Raw genomic sequence first — 21,637 nt, 5'->3', positions numbered from 1 at the left:
CCTTCTGTTGGTTGGATTTTATTTTGAATCGCAATGAACCGCAGCTTTACTGCGAATCATTACCCTGCTGGATGCGGCGCAGGGAACGCTCACGACGAGACTCTTCCCGGGTCAGATCCAACAATGTTTCTTCAATATAAGCTAAATGGGAATGAGACATTTCGCGCGCCTTTTCCGGCTGACCGCACACGATCGCATCCACGATATTAGCTCGGTGTTTACTTACTTTTTCCACCGCCTCGGGGCGGCGGCGTAATAATTTAAAATTCTGCAGAATATTTTGCTCGAGCAGGGGAGCCAGGCTGCGAACGATATGGAGCAATACCACGTTATGGGCAGCTTCTGTAATTGCTATCAGAAACTCCATCACCGTGGCCGATTCCTGTTCAACGTCCTTGGCATCCTGAAGTTCACCGATTCGTGCCACACAGGCCTGAATCCGGGCAAAATCTTCTTCCGTACCACGCAATGCCGCAAAATAGGCAGAAATGCCTTCCAGCGCGTGACGCGCTTCCAGCAGGTCCAGTTGGGTTTCCGAATGGACAGACAATAAATTTAGCAGAGGATCAGAAAAGCTCTTCCAGATGTTTTCGCTGACAAAAGTGCCGCCACCCTGACGACGGGTAAGCAGACGTTTTGCTTCCAGGCGCTGAATGGCTTCTCTGACTGAGGGGCGGGAAACATCAAACTGTTTAGCCAGTTCACGCTCCGGAGGCAGTTGTTGCCCGGGGGCCAATGTTCCTTCCACGATCAGCCGTTCTAACTCTTGCTCTATCACATCAGATAGCTTCGGCTGACGAATCCTTTGATAAGCCATAATTTATTGTTCTTCTACTCTTTATATTCTTGCTGGCAATTGGTAATACCAATTTCAAGTTGGGGCAGAAATTAACATAATTAAAACGTGACTGTCCAGTCAAAAATTGACCTAAGTCATAGAAGCCATCGCCCGCCAACACTTTGCTAACAAGGGCGCGCTATAACCGCAATAACATTGGTCATACCAATTACAAAAAACATACAGCGCAGAAATTAACCGTAAGTTACAACCATTCACAAAGTCGATATTTTCAGCAAAAATCCGGTTTAGTTCACAAAAAATGGATAAAAAAAGAGCGACACACAATTTGGCCGCTCTTTTGTTTATTTCTTAACCAGTTATTACCCGGTAAATCACCCTTTTCGCTCTATCTGGCTTCGAGGTGGTCCACCATCAGTTGTAACGACTGGTTACCGCGAAATTCATTGATATCCAGCTTGTAGGCCAGGCGTACTGTCTTGACTGAGGCATCCGGCCAGCGGCGCAGATCGACGTTAAACGCAATACCATCGATCATGATGTTGGTCGGATGGCCTTTATAGAGCGGCTCTAGCATCAGCTTAAGGTGCTTGTCACCCACCAGTTTCTGGTGCAGGACTTTAAACTCACCTTCAAATACCGGCTCCGGAAATGCCTGCCCCCATGGCCCGCCAGCTCGCAACATCTCAGCCGTGTGCATCGAGAACTCTTCCGGCGTCAGTTCGCCGTCAGTCAGGATCACCCCTTTCAGCAATGCTTCATCGAGATCCTGACGCACGACCTGGTCAAACAGGCGACTGAAACGCTCAAAATTCTTCTCTTCAATGGTCAGGCCCGCCGCCATCGCATGGCCACCAAATTTAAGAATGACGCCCGGATTCTGGGTATCAATTTTATCCAGCGCGTCGCGCATATGCAGGCCGGGAATCGAACGACACGAACCTTTGATCAACCCATCGCCGCCATCGGCAAACGCGATCACCGGACGATGGAACTGCTCTTTAATCCGCGATGCCAGAATGCCTATCACGCCCTGGTGCCAGTCACGCTGAAACATGACCAGACCATGCGGCAGTTCACTGTCTTTACTGAACTGGAGCCGCTCACAGAACGCCATCGCCTCCTGCTTCATGCCCTCTTCGATCTCTTTACGGGTCTGATTGAGCCCGTCCAGCTCACTCGCCATGCGGCGCGCGGCATGAATGTTGTTACTCAGCAGCAGTTCAACCCCGAACGACATATCATCCAGACGACCGGCGGCGTTTATGCGCGGCCCAAGGGCAAAGCCGAAGTCTGCAGCAACCAGTTTACGGGCATCGCGCTTGGCGACTTCAATCAGAGCCTGAATACCGGGCCGGGCTTTTCCGGCACGGATGCGCTGCAGTCCCTGATGGACCAGAATGCGGTTATTGTCATCAAGCGGCACCACGTCAGCCACAGTGCCAAGTGCCACCAGGTCAATCAGCTCCATCAGTTTAGGCTCTGCCATCCCCTGCTGGGCAAACCAGCCGCTTTTACGCATCTGCACACACAGCGCCATCATCAGATAAAACGCCACGCCCACCCCGGCTAATGCCTTGGACGGAAAGGCGCAGCTTTGCAGGTTCGGGTTCACCATGGCATCGGCCTCTGGCAAGGTCTGGCCCGGTAAATGGTGATCCGTAACCAACACCTGCAGGCCATGCTGCTTGGCAAAACGCACCCCTTCAATCGAGGAGACACCATTATCCACCGTCATGATCATTTCGGCGTTCATGGCCAGCGCCTGCTCGACCACTTCCGGGCTGAGTCCGTACCCATCCTCAAACCGGTTCGGCACCAGATAATCGACATTGCGGCTGCCCAGCATACGCAGTGCCAGCACAGACAGTGCCGAGCTGGTTGCACCATCGGCATCGAAATCACCGACGATAATGATACGCTTCTGCTCACGGATGGCGTTAAACAGCAGCTCAACGGCTTTATCAATTCCGTGCAAGTGCTGATAAGAGTGCAACGCCTTTGCCGCTTTTTCCAGCTGAGCGACATCGCTGATGCCGCGGTTAAGATAAATACGGCGCAGCAGTGCCGGAATCGTGTCAGGCAGCAGCGACAGGTCCGGTTCTGGTCTTGGTTGAATTTCGATCATATGCAGTCAGGCCTGATAAATCAGGCCTGTATCCTTGGTTGTTCTGATTAGATTTGTTGCAGACGTTGCAGCAGCTGGTCAGCCGGCAGATAGCCACCCACCATTTCACCGTTCGGCAGGAAAATAGCCGGTGTCCCGCTGATACCGAGCTCGCGTCCCAGATTGTAATGTTGCTTGATGGTCTGCTTACACTGAGCGAGATCCTTGCCGGACACATCCAGCATTTCACGTTTGAGTTTCGCGTTGTGGATCGCCTGTTTCGGATCGTCGCTGCACCAGATCGCGGCCATCTGCTCAGCCACCTGACCATCAGCCCCCTGACGCGGAAACGCCAGATAACGAATGGTAATTCCAGCATCATTATACTCTTTCAACTGGCTGTGCAGACGCACACAGTAGCCACAGGTGATGTCGGTAAATACGGTCACCACATACTTTTCATTATCAGCCTTAAACTCAATCATGCTGTCTTCAAACCGGGCGATCTTCTTGGCATTGATTGGCGCCTGACGCTCGGCCAGTACATCGCGGTAACCGCCGTTATCATCCAGCGCATATAAGGTGCCGGCAATAAAATGTTTCGCATCCGGCGAGGCAAACAGCACACCGTTGCCGGTCTGCACTTCAACCAGACCAGCGACATCGGACGGCACTACGTCCATCACTTGCAGCCCCAGCTTAGCAAAACGCTGTTCAAACAAGCTTTTATCAATTGAGCTCTGGCTGTCCGCCGCCAACGCCTGACCTGTCAGACTAAACACTGCCAGCAGGGACATCAGCAGCAGTGAAAACCGGTGTAGTAAATTCATAAAAAATCCTTTCTATCAAGCCCTTGGGTGGTGCTCGCTATGTAGTTGTTTCAATCGTTCGGTCGCCACATGAGTATAAATTTGCGTGGTCGATAAGTCACTATGACCGAGTAACATCTGTACCACACGCAAGTCGGCACCGTAGTTGAGCAAATGGGTCGCAAAAGCGTGACGCAATACGTGCGGAGATAACAGTTCTACGTCGATACCGGCAATGATGGCGTAATGTTTAATCCGGTGCCAGAACGTCTGCCGCGTCATCTGCTGCGCACGCTTACTGGGAAACACCACATCTGAAGTCTGCTCGCCCAACAGATAAGACCGCCCCTGTGAGATAAAAGTTTCGATCCACTCAATGGCATTCTCACCCATCGGCACCAGACGCTCTTTGCCGCCTTTACCAATCACCCGCACGACGCCCTGACGTAAGCTGATGTTTTCCATCGTCAGCGACACCAGTTCAGTCACACGCAGCCCGGTGGCATACAGCAGCTCGAGCATTGCTTTGTCACGCAGCTCAATCGGATCCTCCGGATTAGGCGCACTGAGCAGCGCCTCCACCTGCTCTTCGCTCAGATCTTTGGGCAGCCGTTTGGGCAACTTAGGACTGACCAGCAAAGCGCTGGGATCATCGCTGCGGATTTTTTCACGATGCAGATACTGGAACAGGCGCCGGATCGCCGACAGCATGCGCGCGCGCGAGGTCTGTTTATAATCTTTATCCGCCAGCCAGCCCTGATACTCCTGCAGCCCGGATATACTGATGAAATCGAGGCGATAATTGTGCGCTTCCATCCACTGCAGCAGTTTGGTTAAATCATTGCGGTATGAGGCGAGAGTATTCTCAGATAAACCGCGCTCCATCCACATTGCATCAAGGAATTGTTCCACCAGCCCCTGATCGGGAGAAAAAGGCTCTGACATTGTCCTTCTCATCTTTTTTCTTTGTCTAAACCTAAGCTTAATACCATAAATGTCCGGCGATAGCAGGATATTCGCTGCACTCTTGGTTATTTTATGGTTAGAATTCCCCATTCCAGAGTAAAAATGAACGTGTAATTATGAAGATCGGTCTGTTCTACGGCTCCACCACCTGTTACACCGAAATGGCGGCGGAAAAAATGCGCGCTATTTTGGGTGAAGATCTGCTCGACATTCACAATGTGAAAGAGACCCCGCTCAGCTTCATGAGCGACTATGATTTGTTAATACTGGGCATCTCCACATGGGATTTCGGCGAAATCCAGGAAGACTGGAGTGAAATATGGGATCACATCGCTGGCGTTTCGCTAAACGGCAAGTACGTCGCCTTGTTCGGCTTAGGCGATCAAGAAGGCTATGGCGAATGGTATCTCGATGCGATGGGCATGCTGCACGACGAGATCAAGAAGACCGGGGCGAACCTGATCGGCTACTGGCCGAATGATGACAGCTATCAGTTTGACGCCTCAAAAGCACTCACGGCAGACGGCAGTCAGTTTGTCGGCCTGGCGCTGGACGAAGATTCACAATATGAACTGAGTGACGAACGCATCGCAACCTGGATCGAGCAAATCCTGGTTGAGTATCAGCAGGCACTGTAATAACTGGGCACCGGCCGCTTTAACGTCGGTTATTGGCCGTTCAGCAGACGGCGAAACTTTTGCCAGTCAAACACCAGCCCCGGATCGGTTTTGCGTGCCGGGGCAATATACTGATGGCCGGTAATGCGTGGCAGCGTGATGGCCGGATAAGTCTGCATCAGCACCTGAGTTAAGCGGGTCAGTGCCTGATACTGCGCCTCACTGTATGCGACATAGTCGCACCCTTCCAGTTCAATCCCGATCGAATAATCATTGCAACGCGTCCGTCCGGCAAAGCTCGATTGCCCGGCATGCCAAGCACGCGCGCTGAATGGCACAAACTGCACCACTTCACCGTCACGTCTGATCAGGCAGTGTGCGGACACCCCCATGTTATGGATCACGGCAAAGAACGGATGCGCGTGCGGATCGAGGCAGCCGGTAAAAAACTGCTCAATATAAGGTCCGCCAAACTGGCCGGGCGGCAAACTGATGTTATGCACCACCAGCAGCGAAATATCCTGCGCATCACTACGCTGATCAAAAAACGGCGACGGAACATGACGCGCATCGGCGTACCAGCCCTGGTCATCAATCATGATTCTACCTTTTGTCTGAAAAAGCCGGGTTGCTGCCATCTATCTTAACCCTGTCACGACAAAATGCGAGATTAAGGGCTGAATTTCAGCCGCACACATCGTATCATCCCCATCCCGGTTCAACTCACCCGAATGATTTGCGATGAAAGATACTCATAACAGCCAACAACGCCTTGATTACCTCAAACAGCACCTGCCACTGGAAGTTACCCGTTCGGTTAGCGATACCCTGAAAGAAGATCTGGGTGGCACACTGGATCCGAATGCCGACATTACTGCCAGCCTGATTCCGGCCGACGCTCAGGGCAGCGCCACCATTATTACCCGCGAGCATGGTATCTTTTGTGGCCAGGCCTGGGCTGATGAAGTCTTTCGCCAGCTTGGTGGTGAGGTCAAGATCGACTGGCACGTCCAGGATGGTGATAAAGTTGAACCGAACCAGAAACTCTGCTCACTGAGCGGCCCGGCGCGCATTCTGCTGACCGGTGAGCGCAGTGCGATGAACTTTATCCAAACCTTGTCCGGTTGTGCCACCATTACTGCCGAGTATGTTAAGGCTCTGCAGGGTACCGACTGCCGTCTGCTCGACACCCGTAAAACGGTACCGGGTCTGCGCAGCGCACTGAAATATGCCGTCGCCTGCGGCGGTGGTTTCAACCATCGTATCGGCGTGTTTGACGCTTACCTGATTAAAGAGAACCACATTATCGCCTGTGGCGGTATCATTCAGGCCATCACCACCGCCAAGCAGCTTAACCCGGGCAAACCGGTCGAAGTGGAAACAGAAAACCTCGATGAACTGCGCCTGGCCATTGAGGCCGGTGCTGACATCATCATGCTCGACAACTTCACCGTGCCTATGATGCGTGAAGCTGTGGCGATTAATGCAGGCCGTGCGGCGCTGGAAAACTCAGGCAATGTGACCATGCAAACCCTGCGCGAATACGCCGAAACTGGTGTGGATTACATTTCGGTCGGCGCCCTGACCAAGCATGTGCGCGCGATGGATCTTTCAATGCGTTTTAACTAGACATCAAGAATCCAGGTTGTAAAACTTAACCCCGCTCGCAAACCGGATGCACACCGTTTGTTGAGCGGGTATGTCCCTTTGCCGTCCGGCTCGTAACCTGTCTCTATCCTGCTCGGCTAGCCACTTCGCCCCATCTACACTCAGCGCTCATCCATTCATACCCAGAGAGTGTTATGCAGCGTAAATTGAGCGTTAAACCTTCCGGCTTTACCCTGATCGAACTGATGATCGTGGTGGCTATTATCGGCGTCCTTTCTGCCATCGGTGTTCCGGCCTATCAGAATTATGTCGCCAAAAGTGAACTGGCCACCGGTCTGGCGACCCTTAAATCTCTGCTCACTCCGGCCGAGCTTTACTGGCAGGAAAATGGCTCGCTGGCCGACTTCACTCAATACCAGGACAACTCCCCGCTCGGAAAAGTGACTGCACCACAAACCAATACCCTGCAGTTTACCTTTGAGCAAGGTTCACTCCACGGCTCTTCTATCTTGTATACCCGCCAGGATAGTGGCTGGCGATGCACCGTCAACCTGGCCTCAGACCTGAATTTTGAGACTCCACAAAGCTGTGCGGACAACCAATAATGAGCACCCAATTACTCCGCCAGTTGCGTCAGGCCGGCGTCCTTGATGGCGAGCAGGAAACAGCGCTGCAGCGCCAGACGCTGAGCCGCCATATCAGTGCGCCACAAGCGATCCTTGAACAAGGCGTGCTGACCCCGGCCGAGCTAAGCCAGCAACTGAGTCGTCTGTTCAGCCTGCCGCTGATTGAACTCGACGACTTCGACTACCCGGCTTTGTGTCAGCAACTGGGTCTGAGCGAGCTGATCATTCGTTATCAGGCGCTGCCCCTGCAGCGTGACAGTCGGGAGTTAACCCTGGCCGTATCGGATCCCGGCTGGCCCCAAGCGGAAGAAGAGTTCTGTTTTGCCACCGGTCTGATGGTTAAACCGGTGCTGACTGATCAGCCCAGCCTGCAAGCGGCGATACGACGTCTGTATGGCGAGACACTCCCCAGCTATCATGCCGAGCGCCGCGAAGAGATCAGCCAGGAACAGCTCGCCGATGCGGTACAGGTTGCCGAAGATGAAGCCAATTATCAGTTGGATGTCAGCCAGGACGAAGCACCGGTCAGCCGATTCATTCATCAGGTGTTACTCGACGCGGTACGCAAACGGGCCTCGGATATCCATTTTGAACCTTACGAGTCGAGTTATCGCATCCGCATTCGCTGTGACGGCATCTTGATTCAGACCCAGCAACCGGCTCCGCACCTCAGTCGCCGCCTGGCAGCGCGTCTGAAAATTCTTGCCCGGCTGGATATCGCCCAGCGCCGTCTGCCGCAAGATGGTCGGATCAAACTGCGGCTCAATAATGACAGCGCGATTGACCTGCGTGTATCCACTCTGCCGACCTTATGGGGCGAAAAGATCGTCCTGCGCCTGCTCGATAATCAGGCTCTGCCGCTTGAACTGGACCAGCTTGGTTACAGCAAGCAGCAAAAACAGTGCTACCTGCAGGCTCTACACAAACCACAGGGCATGATCCTGATCACCGGACCAACCGGCAGCGGTAAGACCATTTCGTTATACTGCGGGCTGCAGCAGCTCAATCGTGAACACCTCAATATCGCTACCGCAGAAGATCCGGTCGAGATTAACCTCAACGGGATTAACCAGGTCCAAGTCCAGCCGGCGATCGGATTTGGCTTTGCCCAGGCCCTGCGTACATTTCTGCGTCAGGATCCGGATGTACTCATGGTGGGTGAGATCCGCGATCGCGAGACCGCAGACGTTGCACTCAAAGCCGCTCAGACCGGGCATCTGGTCCTATCCACTCTGCATACCAATTCAGCCGCAGAGACTTTGATTCGTTTACTGAATATGGGCATTGAACCTTTTAATCTGGCATCGTCGCTGAATCTTATCGTGGCTCAGCGTCTGGTACGCCGCTTATGCCCGCAGTGTAAAATCGCCACCCAACTGACCCGGGCGCAGGCCGACTTACTTCATATAGAAAGCCTTCATATAGAAAGCCGTCCTCTAACCCACTCTCCTGCCGCAAGCGCGCCGGCTCATTCAGCACAAGAGCAGCAGCAACAGACAACTGAGCAGCGCAAGTCGGTAACAGACACGGTGATCTTTGCCGCCAACCCGGACGGCTGTCCCCACTGTAATCGTGGCTACGCCGGACGCACCGGTATCTATGAAATGCTGAATGTTGAACCTGTCATTGCCGATGCACTGCTACAGCGCGCACCTGTGAAGCAGCTGGAGTCGCTGGCTTGTCAGCAGGGCATGCAGACTTTGCAGCAAGCCGGCTGTGAAAAACTGCTCGCCGGGCAGACCAGCCTGGCGGAGCTGCAGCGGGTACTGGGTCTGGCGACCTGGTGAGCGGCAGCCGATGTCGAACAGCAGATTACAACACTATCGTTGGCACGGCAGAGACAATCAGGGCCGGATACGGCGCGGCAGCATGCTGGCTCTAAGCGAACACGAAGTCCGTGACAGCTTGCAACGTCAGTCGATCCGAATTCGCTCGATTACCCCGCGTCCCGTTTCACTGCTCAGCCGCTATCGCAAACGTCTGAACTCACGTGATATCACGTTATTAACCCGCCAGTTGGCCACTCTGCTCGCCAGTGGCGTGGCGCTCTTACCGGCGCTGCAGCTGATTGCGACCAACCATAACAAAGCAGCGGTATCAGCCTTGCTGCGCTCTATGCTACGCAGTCTGGAGAGCGGCATGCCGCTCTCAGCTGCGATGCAGGCCAGCGGTCACAACTTTGATCGCCTGTATATCGATCTGCTGCGCAGCGGCGAATTATCCGGAAACCTGGCACAAATTCTGGAACGCCTGGCACAATATCGTGAAACCAGCGAACAACTGCGCGCCAGGGTTATCAAGGCGCTGCTCTACCCAACCATAGTGATCAACGTCGCCTTCGCGGTCACTTATCTGATGCTGACCTTAGTGATTCCGGAGTTTGAACGCCTGTTCGCCAATTTGGGCAGCGAGTTGCCCTGGTTTACCCGCCAGGTCGTCGCGGCCTCTCACTCACTGCAGACATTGGGGCCCTGGATGGTCACCGCCGCGGCACTGGGCGCCGCTGGCGTCTGTAAAGCGCGCCAGGCTTACCCCGGGCTGCGGCTCTGGCTCAGCCGCCATAGCACTCGTCTGCCGGTGCTCGGGCCACTGCTGTATAAAGCCGCTCTGGCCCGTTTCAGCCGTACTCTGTCGACCAGCCTCAGTTCGGGGCTGCCGCTACTGACCAGCCTGCACTCTGCAGCTAAAACCTGTGGGAATGCCCACCTGTCCCATGCTCTTGACCAGATCGCACGTGATACGGCCTCGGGGATGGCCTTGCATCTGGCGATGCGTCACTGCCGCATTTTTCCTGCGCTGATGCTACAACTGGTGATGATAGGTGAAGAGTCCGGCACTCTGGATGAGATGCTGGCCAGAATTGCGTTGAGTTATGAAAATGAGGTCGACAACAGCGTTGATAATCTAGGGAAAATCCTCGAACCGCTGCTGATTTTACTGCTCGGTGGGGTGATTGGCAGCCTGGTGGTCGCAATGTATCTGCCAATCTTTAACTTGATGAGTGTATTAGGGTAGTATGGTTCTACATTATTGACTCACCGTCACAAAGGCTTACCGCATCCCCAATGGATATTTTTAACTATTACCCCTGGCTGTTTCCGGCCCTGGCCACACTGTTGGGGCTGATCATCGGCAGCTTTCTCAATGTCGTGATCTATCGACTGCCGCAAATCATGGAACGTGAATGGCGCCAGGAGTGCGCAGAGTCTTTTCCGGAATATGGGATTGCTCCCCCACAGGGAACCCTGACGCTCAGTACCCCGCGCTCGACCTGCCCGCATTGCCAGACCCCGATTCGGATCCGTGATAATGTCCCGCTGCTGAGCTGGCTGTTGCTGCGCGGCAAATGTGCTCACTGTCGCCAGTCGATCAGTGCCCGTTATCCGCTGATTGAGCTGCTCACCGCCCTGAGCAGTGGCTTTATAGCCCTGCAGCTTGGTTTCAGCGTCTATAGCATAGCTCTGCTTGGCTTTACCTACGTCCTGATTGCTGCCACCTTTATCGATTTCGATACCATGCTGCTGCCGGATCAGCTGACCCTGCCACTGATGTGGGCCGGGATTAGCCTGGCGCTGTTTGGCGTTAGCCCTGTCAGCTTGCAAAGTGCGGTAATCGGCGCCATCGCCGGCTATCTGTGTCTGTGGTCGGTGTACTGGCTGTTTAAACTATTGACCGGTAAAGAAGGCATGGGCTACGGCGATTTTAAGCTGCTGGCGGCGCTCGGTGCCTGGCTCGGCTGGCAACAGCTGCCGGTCATCATTCTGCTCTCATCCGTCATCGGCCTGATTTTTGGCCTGATTCAACTGCGCCTGCAAAAACGCGGTATCGATAAGGCATTTCCGTTTGGCCCTTATCTGGCCCTCTCCGGCTGGTTATGCATGATCTATGGCCAGTCGATTATCGCTTGGTATTTACACTCAGTATTAGGATGGTAACTATGCCGTTAGTCATCGGTTTAACTGGTGGTATCGCCAGTGGAAAAAGCACCGTTGCCAATCTGTTTGCCGAGCAGTTTGGTATTGATATCGTTGATGCCGATATCGTGGCGCGTCAGGTGGTGGAAAAAGGCACCCCCGGCCTGGCTGCGATTCGCGACCATTTCGGCGCGGCAGTGCTAAATCCGGACGCAACCCTCAACCGTGCCGCCCTGCGCGAGCGCATTTTCAGTAACGAAAATGAGAAGATGTGGCTAAATAACCTGCTCCACCCGCTGATCCGTGAAAAAATGACACAGGATTTACGACAAGTGCACTCTCCTTATGCCTTACTTGTGGTTCCACTGTTAGTGGAAAACCAGCTACAGTCTATGGCAGACCGAATATTGGTGGTGGATGTCGACCAAGCGACACAAATCCAGCGCACCATGGCACGCGACGAGGTTTCCGAGCAGCATGTGCGCGCTATCCTGGCGTCACAGGCCAGCCGTGAACAACGTTTAGCCTGCGCCGATGATGTGATTAAAAATGACGCAAAAAACCAGAAACTTTTGCCTCAAATCACAGAATTGCACCAAAAGTATCTAGCCATAAGCCGTACAAATCTGTGAGAATAAGTCCAAATAATCCAAGGCTAGTTTGATGACCACACATAAGTTTGAACATCCACTCAACGAAAAAACGCGCATTTATCTGCGTGTCGAGGCCCTGCTGAGTCAGATGGAGCAGGCGTCGCAATTCGGTGACGATATTCAACATCAGCTATTCTTCCGCTCTTTGTTTGATCTACTGGAAATTTTTGAGCAGATTCAGCTCAAAAGTGAACTGGCCAAAGACGTTGAAAAACAGCGTCAGGTCTACCGCAACTGGCTTAATGTCGAAGGGGTCGATCAGGAGATGCTGCAGAGTCTGCTCAGTGAAGTCGACCATGCGCATCGCAGCCTGATGGGCGCAGAACGTTTCGGCCAGTCACTTAAGGAAGACCGCTTCCTGAGTGCGATTCGTCAGCGTTTTAACCTGCCTGGCGGCTCATGCTGTTTTGATCTTCCGGCGCTGCATTATTGGCTGCATCTGCCACTCGAGCAGAAAATCCAGGATGCCAGACAATGGATCAAACCGTTACAACCCCTGGCCGATGCGCTGAAACTGTGGTTAAAACTGACCCGCGAAACCGGTAGCTTCCGCAATCGTGAAGCCAAAGCCGGTTTCTACCAAAGTGATGCGGAAGAAGCCAATATTCTGCGTCTGTCTATTCCGCTTGAATACGGCGTGTACCCGATGATTTCGGGACATAAAAATCGCTTTGCGATCAAGTTTATTGAATTCAGCTCCGGACAGGCCAGTACCCAGAATATCGAATTTGATCTCGCGGTGTGCAGTTAATCTGCCCTGCGACCCAAGCAGTAAACAGGATACAAGATGTCAAAGAAACCCACCGTGGTAAAGTGCCCGCAATGTGGCGAAAGTGTTGAGTGGGGAGAGCAAAGCCCGCACCGTCCGTTCTGCAGCAAGAAATGCCAGATGATTGATTTTGGTGAATGGGCAGATGAGGAAAAATCCATTCCCGGCGCACCGGACATGTCCGACAGTGACGGCTGGTCCGAAGACCAGTACTAAACCGGAGCCATGGTTAATACAGTATAAAAAACAAGCCCCGCGATGCGGGGCTTGTTTTTTATCAGCAACTCTTTGTCAAACTCACCCGGCCTTCAGCCACAAGGGCTGAAGGCCGGGATAAGATTACTCTTCTTCCGAGCTGTCTGCCGTGCCGGAGTCCAGGTCGATCCGGGTCACGCGCTGCAAACCGCGTGGCAACAGACCACCACGACGACCACGTTCACCGCGGTAATTTTCCAGATCAGCAGGCTTGAGTCCCAGCTTACGCTTACCGGCATACAGGGTAATAGTGACATCTTTCGGCAAGGCCATCAGATGTGAGACCACCTCTTCCCGAGCCTTAGCTTTCGCGGCCGGAATATTGATGATCTTGTTGCCCTTACCTTTGCTCAGTTGCGGCAGATCTTTAATCGGGAACAGCAACATCCGGCCCTGATTGGTGATCGCCAGGATCTCATCATTATCGAGATCGTTGACCACCTGCGGTGCCATGATCTCCGAGTTCTCCGGCAGATTAACCAGTGCTTTACCACTGCGGTTCTTTGACAACAGATCGGTCCCTTTACACACGAAACCGTAACCGGCATCGGAACCGACCAGCCACAGCTGATCTTCTTCACTCATGATCACCTGTCGGATCGTGGTGCCCGGTGCCACATTCAGGCGGCCGGTGATCGGTTCGCCCTGGCCGCGTGCTGATGGCAAGGTATGCGACTCAAGCGAATAGCTGCGCCCGTCACTGCCAAGGAAGACCGCCGGCTGGTTACTCTTACCACTGGCTTGCGCCAGGTAGTTGTCGCCCGCTTTATAGTTGAGGCTTTCGCCAGCAACATCATGCCCTTTGGCGTGGCGAATCCAGCCTTTTTCTGACAAGATGACCGTGATGGCTTCACTTGGCATCAGGTCACGTTCAGTCAGCGCTTTGGCTTCTTCACGTTCCACCAGCGGCGAGCGACGGTCATCACCGTATTTCTCCGCATCGGCTTTGAGTTCTTTCTTGAGCAAAGTGTTGAGACGACGCTCGGAACCGAGCAGCTCTTCGAGCTTGTTACGCTCTTTTTCCAGCTCATCCTGTTCGCCGCGGATTTTCATCTCTTCCAGCTTGGCCAGATGACGCAGTTTGGTATCAAGAATCGCATCAGCCTGAATCTCGGTAATGCCAAAACGCGCCATTAGCACGGCTTTCGGATCATCCTCATTGCGAATGATTTCAATCACTTCATCCAGATTGAGGTAAGCCACCAGCAAACCTTCCAGGATGTGCAGACGGGCCAGTACTTTATCAAGACGGTGTTGCAGACGGGCACGCACCGTTTCGCGACGAAACTGAATCCATTCATTCAGGATCGTCACCAGACCCTTGACCTGTGGACGGCTGTCGAGGCCAATCATGTTCAGGTTAACCCGGTAGCTTCTTTCCAGATCGGTCGACGCAAACAGGTGGTTCATCAGCGTATCGCAGTCGACCCGGTTAGAGCGCGGCACGATCACGATCCGGGTCGGGTTTTCATGATCCGACTCGTCACGCAGATCTTCCACCATCGGCAGTTTCTTAGCGCGCATCTGGTTGGCAATCTGCTCAAGCAGCTTAGCGCCGGAAACCTGGTGCGGCAGCGCGGTAATCACAATATCCGAGCTCTCTTTGTGCCACACCGCACGCATTTTGATACTGCCACGACCAGTGCGGTACACTTTTTCCAGATCCGCCTGCGGCGAGATGATCTCCGCTTCGGTCGGATAATCCGGCCCTTTGACATACTGCATCAGATCCGGCAGCGAGGCTTTCGGATTATCAATCAGATGAATGGTGGCATCCGCCACCTCACGTACGTTGTGCGGCGGGATATCGGTTGCCATACCGACCGCGATACCAGTCACGCCATTAAGCAGAATATGCGGCAGGCGCGCCGGCAGCATTTTCGGTTCTTTCATGGTGCCGTCAAAGTTCGGCTGCCACTCGACCGTGCCCTGCCCCAGTTCACTGAGCAGAACTTCGGCAAACTTTGATAACTTCGCTTCGGTATAACGCATCGCCGCGAACGACTTGGGATCATCCGGCGCACCCCAGTTGCCCTGACCGTCAACCAGCGGGTAACGGTAAGAGAACGGCTGCGCCATCAGTACCATGGCTTCATAACAGGCTGAGTCACCGTGCGGGTGATATTTACCCAGCACGTCACCGACGGTACGCGCCGATTTCTTGTATTTCGCCGCAGCGGATAAGCCCAGCTCAGACATCGCATAAATAATACGGCGCTGCACCGGCTTGAGGCCGTCACCGATGTACGGCAACGCCCGGTCCATGATTACGTACATGGAGTAGTTCAGATATGCGTCTTCAGTAAATTTGCGCAGCGGCAGCTGCTCAACGCCATCGTAAGTAATTTCGTTCGACATGGTTAAACCTCGACCTCAGCCTGATCGCCATAGTTCTGCAGCCAGTTACGGCGGTCATCCGCGCGCTTCTTGCCCAGTAACATGTCCATCATCTCTTCTGTCGCTTTGTCATCGTCTATGGTCAGTTGCACCAGACGGCGTGTGTTCGGATCCATGGTGGTTTCACGCAGCTGCAGCGGGTTCATCTCACCCAGACCTTTAAAGCGCTGCACGTTGATCTTGGCTTTTTTGTTTTTAAGCCGCTCGAGAATGGCGTTTTTCTCATCATCATCCAGGGCGTAAAACACCTCTTTACCACAGTCAATCCGGTACAGCGGCGGCATCGCCACATAGACATGACCGGCACGCACCAGCGCAGGGAAATGACGGGTAAACAGCGCGCACAGCAGGGTCGCGATATGCAGACCGTCCGAGTCCGCATCGGCCAGGATACACACTTTACCGTAACGCAGCGCTTCCAGATTGTCGTTGTCCGGATCAATCCCCAGCGCCACTGAAATATCGTGTACTTCCTGCGAGGCCAGCACCTGATCGGCAGACACTTCCCAAGTATTAAGGATCTTACCGCGCAATGGCATGATGGCCTGGAACTCACGGTCACGTGCCTGTTTGGCACTGCCGCCTGCCGAGTCACCTTCCACCAGGAACAGTTCGGTACGGCTGAGATCCTGCTGTGAGCAGTCGGTCAGTTTACCTGGCAAGGCCGGGCCTGAGGCGACTTTCTTACGCACCACTTTCTTGCTGGCACGCATGCGGCGGTGAGCATTAGCAATACACACTTCCGCCAACTGCTCTGCCAGTTGCGGCTTCTCGTTCAGCCACAGGCTGAACGCATCTTTCACGACCCCGGAGACAAACGAAGCACTTTGGCGCGATGAAAGACGCTCTTTGGTCTGGCCGGCAAACTGCGGATCCTGCATTTTGATCGACAATACATAAGCACAGCGATCAAACACATCCTCACCAGTCAGCTTAACGCCGCGCGGCAGCAGATTGCGGAATTCACAGAATTCGCGCATCGCATCCAGCAGGCCCTGACGCAGGCCGTTCACATGCGTACCACCCTGTGCGGTCGGGATCAGGTTAACGTAACTTTCCGTGGTCAGTTCGCCACCTTCCGGCAGCCAGATCACCGCCCAGGTCGCCGCTTCGGTTTCCGCTTTGAATTCGCCGGTAAACGGCTGCTCCGGCATCAGCGGATAACCTTTCACCGCATCCGCCAGATAATCCTTCAGGCCATCTTCATAAAACCAGCGGTGTTCATTGTTGTTAACCTTATCGCTGAAGGTAATCTCCAGCCCGGGACACAGTACCGCTTTAGCGCGCAAATTATTAATCAGGCGGGTGACGGAAAAATTGGCCGAGTCAAAATACTTGGCATCCGGCCAGAAGTGGACACTGGTACCACGGTTGCGGCGGCCACAGGTGCCGGTGACCGTCAGATCAGAGACTTTATCACCATGTTCAAAGGCAATTTCATACACCTGGCCGTCACGGCGCACGGTGACTTCCACCCGTTTGGACAGGGCGTTTACGACCGAGATCCCCACCCCGTGTAGACCACCGGAGAACTGATAGCTTTTGTTGGAAAACTTACCACCGGCGTGAAGTTTGCTCATGATGAGCTCAACCCCGGACACTTTCTCTTCCGGGTGAATATCCACCGGCATACCACGACCGTCATCAATCACTTCCAGCGATTGATCGGCATGCAGGATCACTTGTACCTTAGAGGCATATCCGGCCAACGCTTCATCAACACTGTTGTCAATGACTTCCTGCCCAAGGTGGTTCGGGCGCGTGGTCTCCGTATACATCCCAGGTCTGCGACGTACTGGTTCTAAGCCATTAAGAACCTCAATGGCTCCAGCATTATATTGTTCAGTCATAATACGGAATGCTTTTATCGATAAATGATTCGTAACTTTACAACTCATTTGTGAACGCTGGATTTTTGATGAAATGACCGGCTATTTGCCGCATTTTCCAGCGTTATAAATAAGAAAAGTCCAAAGGAAACATAGTCTGGAAGAGGCTCACTGATGTCAAGCGACATCAGTAAGTATCAAGTAAAATTATGACTCTTCCCTCAATGAAAAGATCAGAGATTTAAGAATTGGAGGATTTGCGCCGGATAACGCTCAAAATCAACAAAACTGTGGTTGCCGCCCGGCTCCACGGTCTGTTTGGCGGCCTGGAATTTTTCCACGGCCTGGCGATAATCCAGCACTTCATCTTCGGTTTGCTGCAGCAGCCAGAAATCCTGCGGCTGACCCAGTGTCGCTACGTCCAGAGCTTTCAGTTCATCAATGTGGGCTTTGGTCAGCACGTAGCGCTGCTTGGTGTACATATTCTCCTGCTCACCAAGAAAATCCACCAGCAGCTCATACGGCCGTACCGCCGGATTAACCAGCACGGCACGAAACCCGAACTGCTGATTGAGCCAGGTAGAAAAATAGCCGCCCAGAGAGCTGCCGACCAGGCCAATCTGATAGTCGTGACGATACTGCTCCACCACTTGCAGCAGATGCTGCGCCGCCTGATGCGGAAAGCATGGCAGCTCAGGCACTACTACTTTGATGTCAGGGCGCTGCGTCGCACAATACTGTACCATTACCTGCGCTTTATGCGACAGCGGTGAGCTGTTAAAACCGTGGATGTACATCAGCAATGATGGACGTTGGCTCATATCAGTAACCACCTGAAGTGAAGTCCGGCAAAAATACGCCCTGCGCCAGTCGTTTCACCTGAGTCGTCACTTCACCGTTGCCATGCAGCTCCAGCTCACGCCAGCCCGGCGGGCGCTGATCAACGGCAAAATCATCCGAGTTCGGTTTGAACTGCACACAAGTAGACGGTGTCGCCATCACCCGCACGCCCAGATGCTGGCGATCCATATCCTGATGGACATGTCCGCACAACACCGCTTTCACATTGCGGTGGCGCTCAACCACCTGCCAGAACAGGTGGCTGTCTTTCAGGGTATGTTGATCCAGCCAGGCACTACCAACCAGTAACGGATGATGATGAAGTAAAACCAGAGTAAAACGATCCGGATGAGCGCTCAGTTTACTGTCCAGCAACGCCAGCTGCTGATCGCTGAGACGGCCATGCGGCACACCCACCACCTGTGAATCCAGCAAAATCATCTGCCAGTGATGCCCCAGCAACACATGTTCTACTGCATGCACCTGTGATATGGGTGGAACCGTATTCATGTTCGGTTTGTAATCATGATTACCCGGCAGCCAGAAACAGGTTTTACCCAGTGGCGCGACGCCCTGAGTAAAACGCAGGTAGGATTCGGTGCTGTGATCCTGGGAAATATCCCCGGTTGCCAGAATGGCATCAAACTCGACCTTTTGTGCCATGATTTCCGCCACCACAGCACGAAAGCTGTCGGCGGTATTAACACTCAACAGGCTGCCATCATCGGGCGCAAAAAGGTGCGTATCTGTAATCTGAACCAGCTTTATGCTGTCGGAATTATCTAAACTGGGCGACACGTTCAAAGTCTATAAACCTAATGCTATTGATTAATGTTGATGGGAGCACGGCTGATACCTCGCTTGAGACAAAAGGTCAGCCAATCGCCCAGAAAACGGTTAATTTGTGCTTTCTCATCTTTTTGCAACATTTGCTCGTTCGGGTAGTCATATTTGGCCTGAACCCGGACAAGTTTATCTGTGGTCAGCACTTCTGCGACGCGAGCATCGTGGTACAGCCTGACAGACATGGTTGGCAATGGAAATATTGAGATATCATCACTTTGACAGATCTCCACCAAAGTTGTGTACTTTGTGACTTCCAGCACTTGCAACTGGTAAGCCTGGTGTGCGGCCTGGTAGCAGCGCACGTCACCGACGCCCGCCTGCGCGGGCAGCAAAGCGTTCAACTTGGCGTAGTTCGTTTCATAAGTCCGCATCAGTTCCGGTAAATCAACATGATACGTCTTCTTTAATGCTGTCAATTGTGCCATTTCGTTTGTAACTGCTCGTAGTTTAACTCCAGCCATTGCAGTGCGATGATCGAGGCGCCATTTTCAATCCGGCCCTCACGTACCAGCTGGTACGCCTGTGTGCGGCTCATCACATGCACTTTGATGTCTTCACCTTCATAGTCTAACCCATGTACGCCACCGGCCAGTGAAGCGTCGACCTCACCTACGTAGACATCCAGTTTCTCAGAACATCCCCCGGCTGACGGATAGTACGACGTAATAGTTTCCATTCTTTTGACCAAGATCCCAGCTTCTTCCTCTGCTTCGCGCCGCACGACCTGTTCGGCGCTCTCGTTGCGATCAATGATGCCGGCGACGATTTCCAGTTGCCATGGCTGGGAATGTTCTAATGCGCCAACCCGGATCTGCTCAATAATGACCACCTGGTCGCGTACCGGATCATACGGTAACATAGCAGCCGCATGGCCACGCTCAAACATTTCCCTTTCAATGACCGGACTCCATCCGCCTTGAAATAATCGATGCTTGAACCGATACTTCACCATTCGGAAAAATCCTTGGAACAGTGTCTCACGTGAGACAACATCAACGTCATCGGGCGAAAATGCTCCCTGTGGCTGGTCAGACTGTTGCATTAGTAACCTCTCTTAAGCAATCTTATAGTTTACTCATGAATTTTTCTTACTTCCAAGGACATTGCTCAACTTTTTATACAAAAATTGTACTCATAGTTAAGTCGATAAGCGATTTTTATTGCACAATTGGACAGCTAAGTGTAAAAAGTGCAAAGTTTCGAGTGAAATACCAGCAATTTGGGTTACACTCTCGTGAGCGTAACTCCTTTCATATTCAGGCAGGAATAGGACCAATGAAAAAACTGCTTCCTTTTTTGATTAGTGCAACTTTAGGCAGCCTGAGTACCTCAGTACTCGCTGACGACCTTGCGCAAATTTACGACCAAGCAAAACAGAACGATCCTCAACTGCTGAGTGCAGCGGCACAACGTGATTCAGCCTTTGAAGCGATTAACTCCAGTCGTAGCTCACTGCTACCTCAGATTAATCTGACCGCGGGATACAACCTGAACCGCAGCGATGTTGATGCACGTGACAGCGACAGCCTGACCGCTGGCGTCGGTTTTTCACAACAACTGTACAACCGTTCCAGCTGGATTTCTCTGGACACGACTGAGAAGCAAGCCCGTCAGGCCGACGCTCAGTATGCAGACGCACAGCAAAGCCTGATTCTGCGGGTGGCACAAGCTTACTTCGCCGTTCTCAGCGCTCAGGATACCCTGGAGTTTGTACGCGCCGAGAAAGCCGCGGTTGGTCGTCAGCTCGAACAAACCAAACAACGTTTTGAAGTGGGCTTGTCGGCAATTACCGACGTCCATGACGCTCAGGCACAATATGACACCGTGCTGGCCGATGAAGTGCTGGCAAACAATGACCTGATCAACAGCTACGAAGCACTGCGTGAAATCACCGGTCAGGAGCACACCAACCTGAGCATCCTGGACACTGCGCGTTTCTCAACCAGCCGTACGGCAGAATCAATGAATACTCTGCTTGAGCAGGCGCAGGAGAAAAACCTGTCACTGCTGTCAGCGCGTATTGCTCAGGACGTGGCGAAAGATAACATCGACCTTGCCAGCGCCGGCCATCTGCCGACGCTGACTCTGGACGGTGGTTATAACTATGGCCGCGAATACAACGATAATGCCAGCAGCTACGATATGTACCACGAGAACAACGATTTCAATATCGGCGTTAACCTCAACGTACCGCTGTACACCGGTGGTAACACCACCTCACTGACTAAACAGGCCGAATACCAGTACGTCTCAGCCAGTCAGGATCTGGAAGCCACTTACCGTGGTGTTGTGACCGATGTACGTGCATCAAACAACAACATCAACGCGGCGATTGGATCGATTCGCGCGTATGAGCAGTCAGTGATTTCGGCTCAGTCTGCTCTGGATGCGACCGAAGCCGGTTTTGATGTCGGTACCCGTACTATTGTGGACGTGCTAGATGCGACCCGTACTCTGTACAACGTGAAACGTAACCTGTCAGATGCGCGTTACAACTACATCCTGAGCGTACTGCAACTGCGCCAGGCTGTCGGTGTACTGAGCGAGCAAGACGTGATTGACATCAACGCTGGTCTGAAAGCCATCAAATAAGCAGGCTTAC

21 protein-coding genes are annotated in these 21,637 nt (G+C 53.1%); 10 read left to right on the top strand and 11 right to left on the bottom strand.

The window, feature by feature from the left end:
- Positions 1-46 precede the first annotated feature (46 nt).
- The 4 genes from pdhR to xerD all read right to left on the bottom strand — a co-directional run bounded on the left by pdhR (position 47) and on the right by xerD (position 4,660).
- Positions 47-817 carry a pyruvate dehydrogenase complex transcriptional repressor PdhR gene (gene pdhR, locus E6C74_RS13625; RefSeq protein WP_136486111.1) on the bottom strand — a complete coding sequence of 257 codons (771 nt, stop codon included), beginning with the start codon at positions 815-817 and terminating at the stop codon, positions 47-49.
- A gap of 370 nt (positions 818-1,187) precedes the next feature.
- Positions 1,188-2,927: a single-stranded-DNA-specific exonuclease RecJ gene (gene recJ / locus E6C74_RS13615; protein ID WP_136486107.1), complete on the bottom strand. Its 1,740-nt coding sequence runs from the start codon at positions 2,925-2,927 to the stop codon at positions 1,188-1,190.
- Between the two features lie 47 nt (positions 2,928-2,974).
- Complete coding sequence (gene dsbC / locus E6C74_RS13610; RefSeq protein WP_136486105.1) at positions 2,975-3,736, bottom strand: bifunctional protein-disulfide isomerase/oxidoreductase DsbC; 762 nt, start codon at positions 3,734-3,736, stop codon at positions 2,975-2,977.
- 15 nt (positions 3,737-3,751) lie between these two features.
- On the bottom strand, positions 3,752-4,660 hold the full coding sequence (xerD, locus tag E6C74_RS13605) for a site-specific tyrosine recombinase XerD (protein WP_136486103.1): 909 nt from the start codon (positions 4,658-4,660) through the stop codon (positions 3,752-3,754).
- Between the two features lie 137 nt (positions 4,661-4,797).
- On the opposite strand from xerD, the gene fldB reads away from it, so the two are divergent.
- The gene (gene fldB, locus E6C74_RS13600) at positions 4,798-5,319 is read left to right on the top strand and encodes a flavodoxin FldB (protein WP_136486101.1); all 522 of its coding nucleotides are present in this window, start codon (positions 4,798-4,800) and stop codon (positions 5,317-5,319) included.
- Between the two features lie 29 nt (positions 5,320-5,348).
- On the opposite strand, the gene ampD is transcribed toward fldB, so the two are convergent.
- Positions 5,349-5,897 carry a 1,6-anhydro-N-acetylmuramyl-L-alanine amidase AmpD gene (gene ampD / locus E6C74_RS13595; protein WP_136486099.1) on the bottom strand — a complete coding sequence of 183 codons (549 nt, stop codon included), beginning with the start codon at positions 5,895-5,897 and terminating at the stop codon, positions 5,349-5,351.
- A gap of 142 nt (positions 5,898-6,039) precedes the next feature.
- On the opposite strand from ampD, the gene nadC reads away from it, so the two are divergent.
- The 8 genes from nadC (at position 6,040) to yacG (ending at position 13,084) form a co-directional block, all read left to right on the top strand.
- Positions 6,040-6,927: a carboxylating nicotinate-nucleotide diphosphorylase gene (gene nadC / locus E6C74_RS13590; RefSeq protein ID WP_136486097.1), complete on the top strand. Its 888-nt coding sequence runs from the start codon at positions 6,040-6,042 to the stop codon at positions 6,925-6,927.
- A gap of 173 nt (positions 6,928-7,100) precedes the next feature.
- Positions 7,101-7,511, top strand: a complete 411-nt coding sequence (locus tag E6C74_RS13585) for a prepilin-type N-terminal cleavage/methylation domain-containing protein (RefSeq protein WP_136486095.1) — start codon at positions 7,101-7,103, stop codon at positions 7,509-7,511.
- The gene (locus tag E6C74_RS13580) at positions 7,511-9,319 is read left to right on the top strand and encodes an ATPase, T2SS/T4P/T4SS family (protein WP_136486093.1); all 1,809 of its coding nucleotides are present in this window, start codon (positions 7,511-7,513) and stop codon (positions 9,317-9,319) included. Before E6C74_RS13585 ends, E6C74_RS13580 begins: the two co-directional genes overlap by 1 nt.
- A 10-nt stretch (positions 9,320-9,329) precedes the next feature.
- Positions 9,330-10,547, top strand: a complete 1,218-nt coding sequence (locus E6C74_RS13575) for a type II secretion system F family protein (RefSeq protein ID WP_136486091.1) — start codon at positions 9,330-9,332, stop codon at positions 10,545-10,547.
- Positions 10,548-10,597: 50 nt separating this feature from the next.
- Positions 10,598-11,467, top strand: a complete 870-nt coding sequence (locus tag E6C74_RS13570; RefSeq protein ID WP_136486088.1) for an A24 family peptidase — start codon at positions 10,598-10,600, stop codon at positions 11,465-11,467.
- 2 nt (positions 11,468-11,469) lie between these two features.
- Positions 11,470-12,078 carry a dephospho-CoA kinase gene (gene coaE, locus E6C74_RS13565; RefSeq protein WP_136486086.1) on the top strand — a complete coding sequence of 203 codons (609 nt, stop codon included), beginning with the start codon at positions 11,470-11,472 and terminating at the stop codon, positions 12,076-12,078.
- A 31-nt stretch (positions 12,079-12,109) separates the two neighbouring features.
- Positions 12,110-12,850 (top strand): cell division protein ZapD, encoded by a 741-nt coding sequence (gene zapD / locus E6C74_RS13560; protein ID WP_136486084.1) that lies wholly within the window; start codon positions 12,110-12,112, stop codon positions 12,848-12,850.
- Positions 12,851-12,886: 36 nt separating this feature from the next.
- The gene (gene yacG, locus E6C74_RS13555; RefSeq protein ID WP_136486081.1) at positions 12,887-13,084 is read left to right on the top strand and encodes a DNA gyrase inhibitor YacG; all 198 of its coding nucleotides are present in this window, start codon (positions 12,887-12,889) and stop codon (positions 13,082-13,084) included.
- 123 nt (positions 13,085-13,207) lie between these two features.
- Here the strand turns inward: yacG and parC are convergent, their stop codons facing one another.
- The 6 genes from parC to nudF all read right to left on the bottom strand — a co-directional run bounded on the left by parC (position 13,208) and on the right by nudF (position 20,077).
- Positions 13,208-15,481: a DNA topoisomerase IV subunit A gene (parC, locus tag E6C74_RS13550; protein WP_136486079.1), complete on the bottom strand. Its 2,274-nt coding sequence runs from the start codon at positions 15,479-15,481 to the stop codon at positions 13,208-13,210.
- Between the two features lie 2 nt (positions 15,482-15,483).
- Positions 15,484-17,370, bottom strand: a complete 1,887-nt coding sequence (gene parE, locus E6C74_RS13545; protein ID WP_136486077.1) for a DNA topoisomerase IV subunit B — start codon at positions 17,368-17,370, stop codon at positions 15,484-15,486.
- Positions 17,371-17,582: 212 nt separating this feature from the next.
- A complete protein-coding gene (yqiA, locus tag E6C74_RS13540; RefSeq protein ID WP_136486075.1) occupies positions 17,583-18,170 on the bottom strand; it encodes an esterase YqiA in 588 nt (195 codons plus the stop codon).
- 1 nt (position 18,171) lies between these two features.
- Positions 18,172-18,993: a 3',5'-cyclic-AMP phosphodiesterase gene (cpdA, locus tag E6C74_RS13535; RefSeq protein WP_136486073.1), complete on the bottom strand. Its 822-nt coding sequence runs from the start codon at positions 18,991-18,993 to the stop codon at positions 18,172-18,174.
- A gap of 17 nt (positions 18,994-19,010) precedes the next feature.
- Positions 19,011-19,460 (bottom strand): DUF1249 family protein, encoded by a 450-nt coding sequence (locus E6C74_RS13530; protein WP_136486071.1) that lies wholly within the window; start codon positions 19,458-19,460, stop codon positions 19,011-19,013.
- Positions 19,448-20,077 carry an ADP-ribose diphosphatase gene (gene nudF, locus E6C74_RS13525; protein ID WP_136486069.1) on the bottom strand — a complete coding sequence of 210 codons (630 nt, stop codon included), beginning with the start codon at positions 20,075-20,077 and terminating at the stop codon, positions 19,448-19,450. The genes E6C74_RS13530 and nudF overlap by 13 nt, the downstream gene beginning before the upstream one ends.
- Before the next feature lie 233 nt (positions 20,078-20,310).
- Here nudF and tolC point away from each other — a divergent pair, with 233 nt between their 5' ends.
- Positions 20,311-21,627 carry an outer membrane channel protein TolC gene (tolC, locus tag E6C74_RS13520; protein ID WP_136486067.1) on the top strand — a complete coding sequence of 439 codons (1,317 nt, stop codon included), beginning with the start codon at positions 20,311-20,313 and terminating at the stop codon, positions 21,625-21,627.
- Positions 21,628-21,637 lie beyond the last annotated feature (10 nt).

This window comes from Vibrio sp. H11, assembly GCF_004804295.1.
Lineage (GTDB): Bacteria > Pseudomonadota > Gammaproteobacteria > Enterobacterales > Vibrionaceae > Vibrio > Vibrio ostreae.
This window is presented reverse-complemented; position numbering and strand designations above follow the sequence as displayed.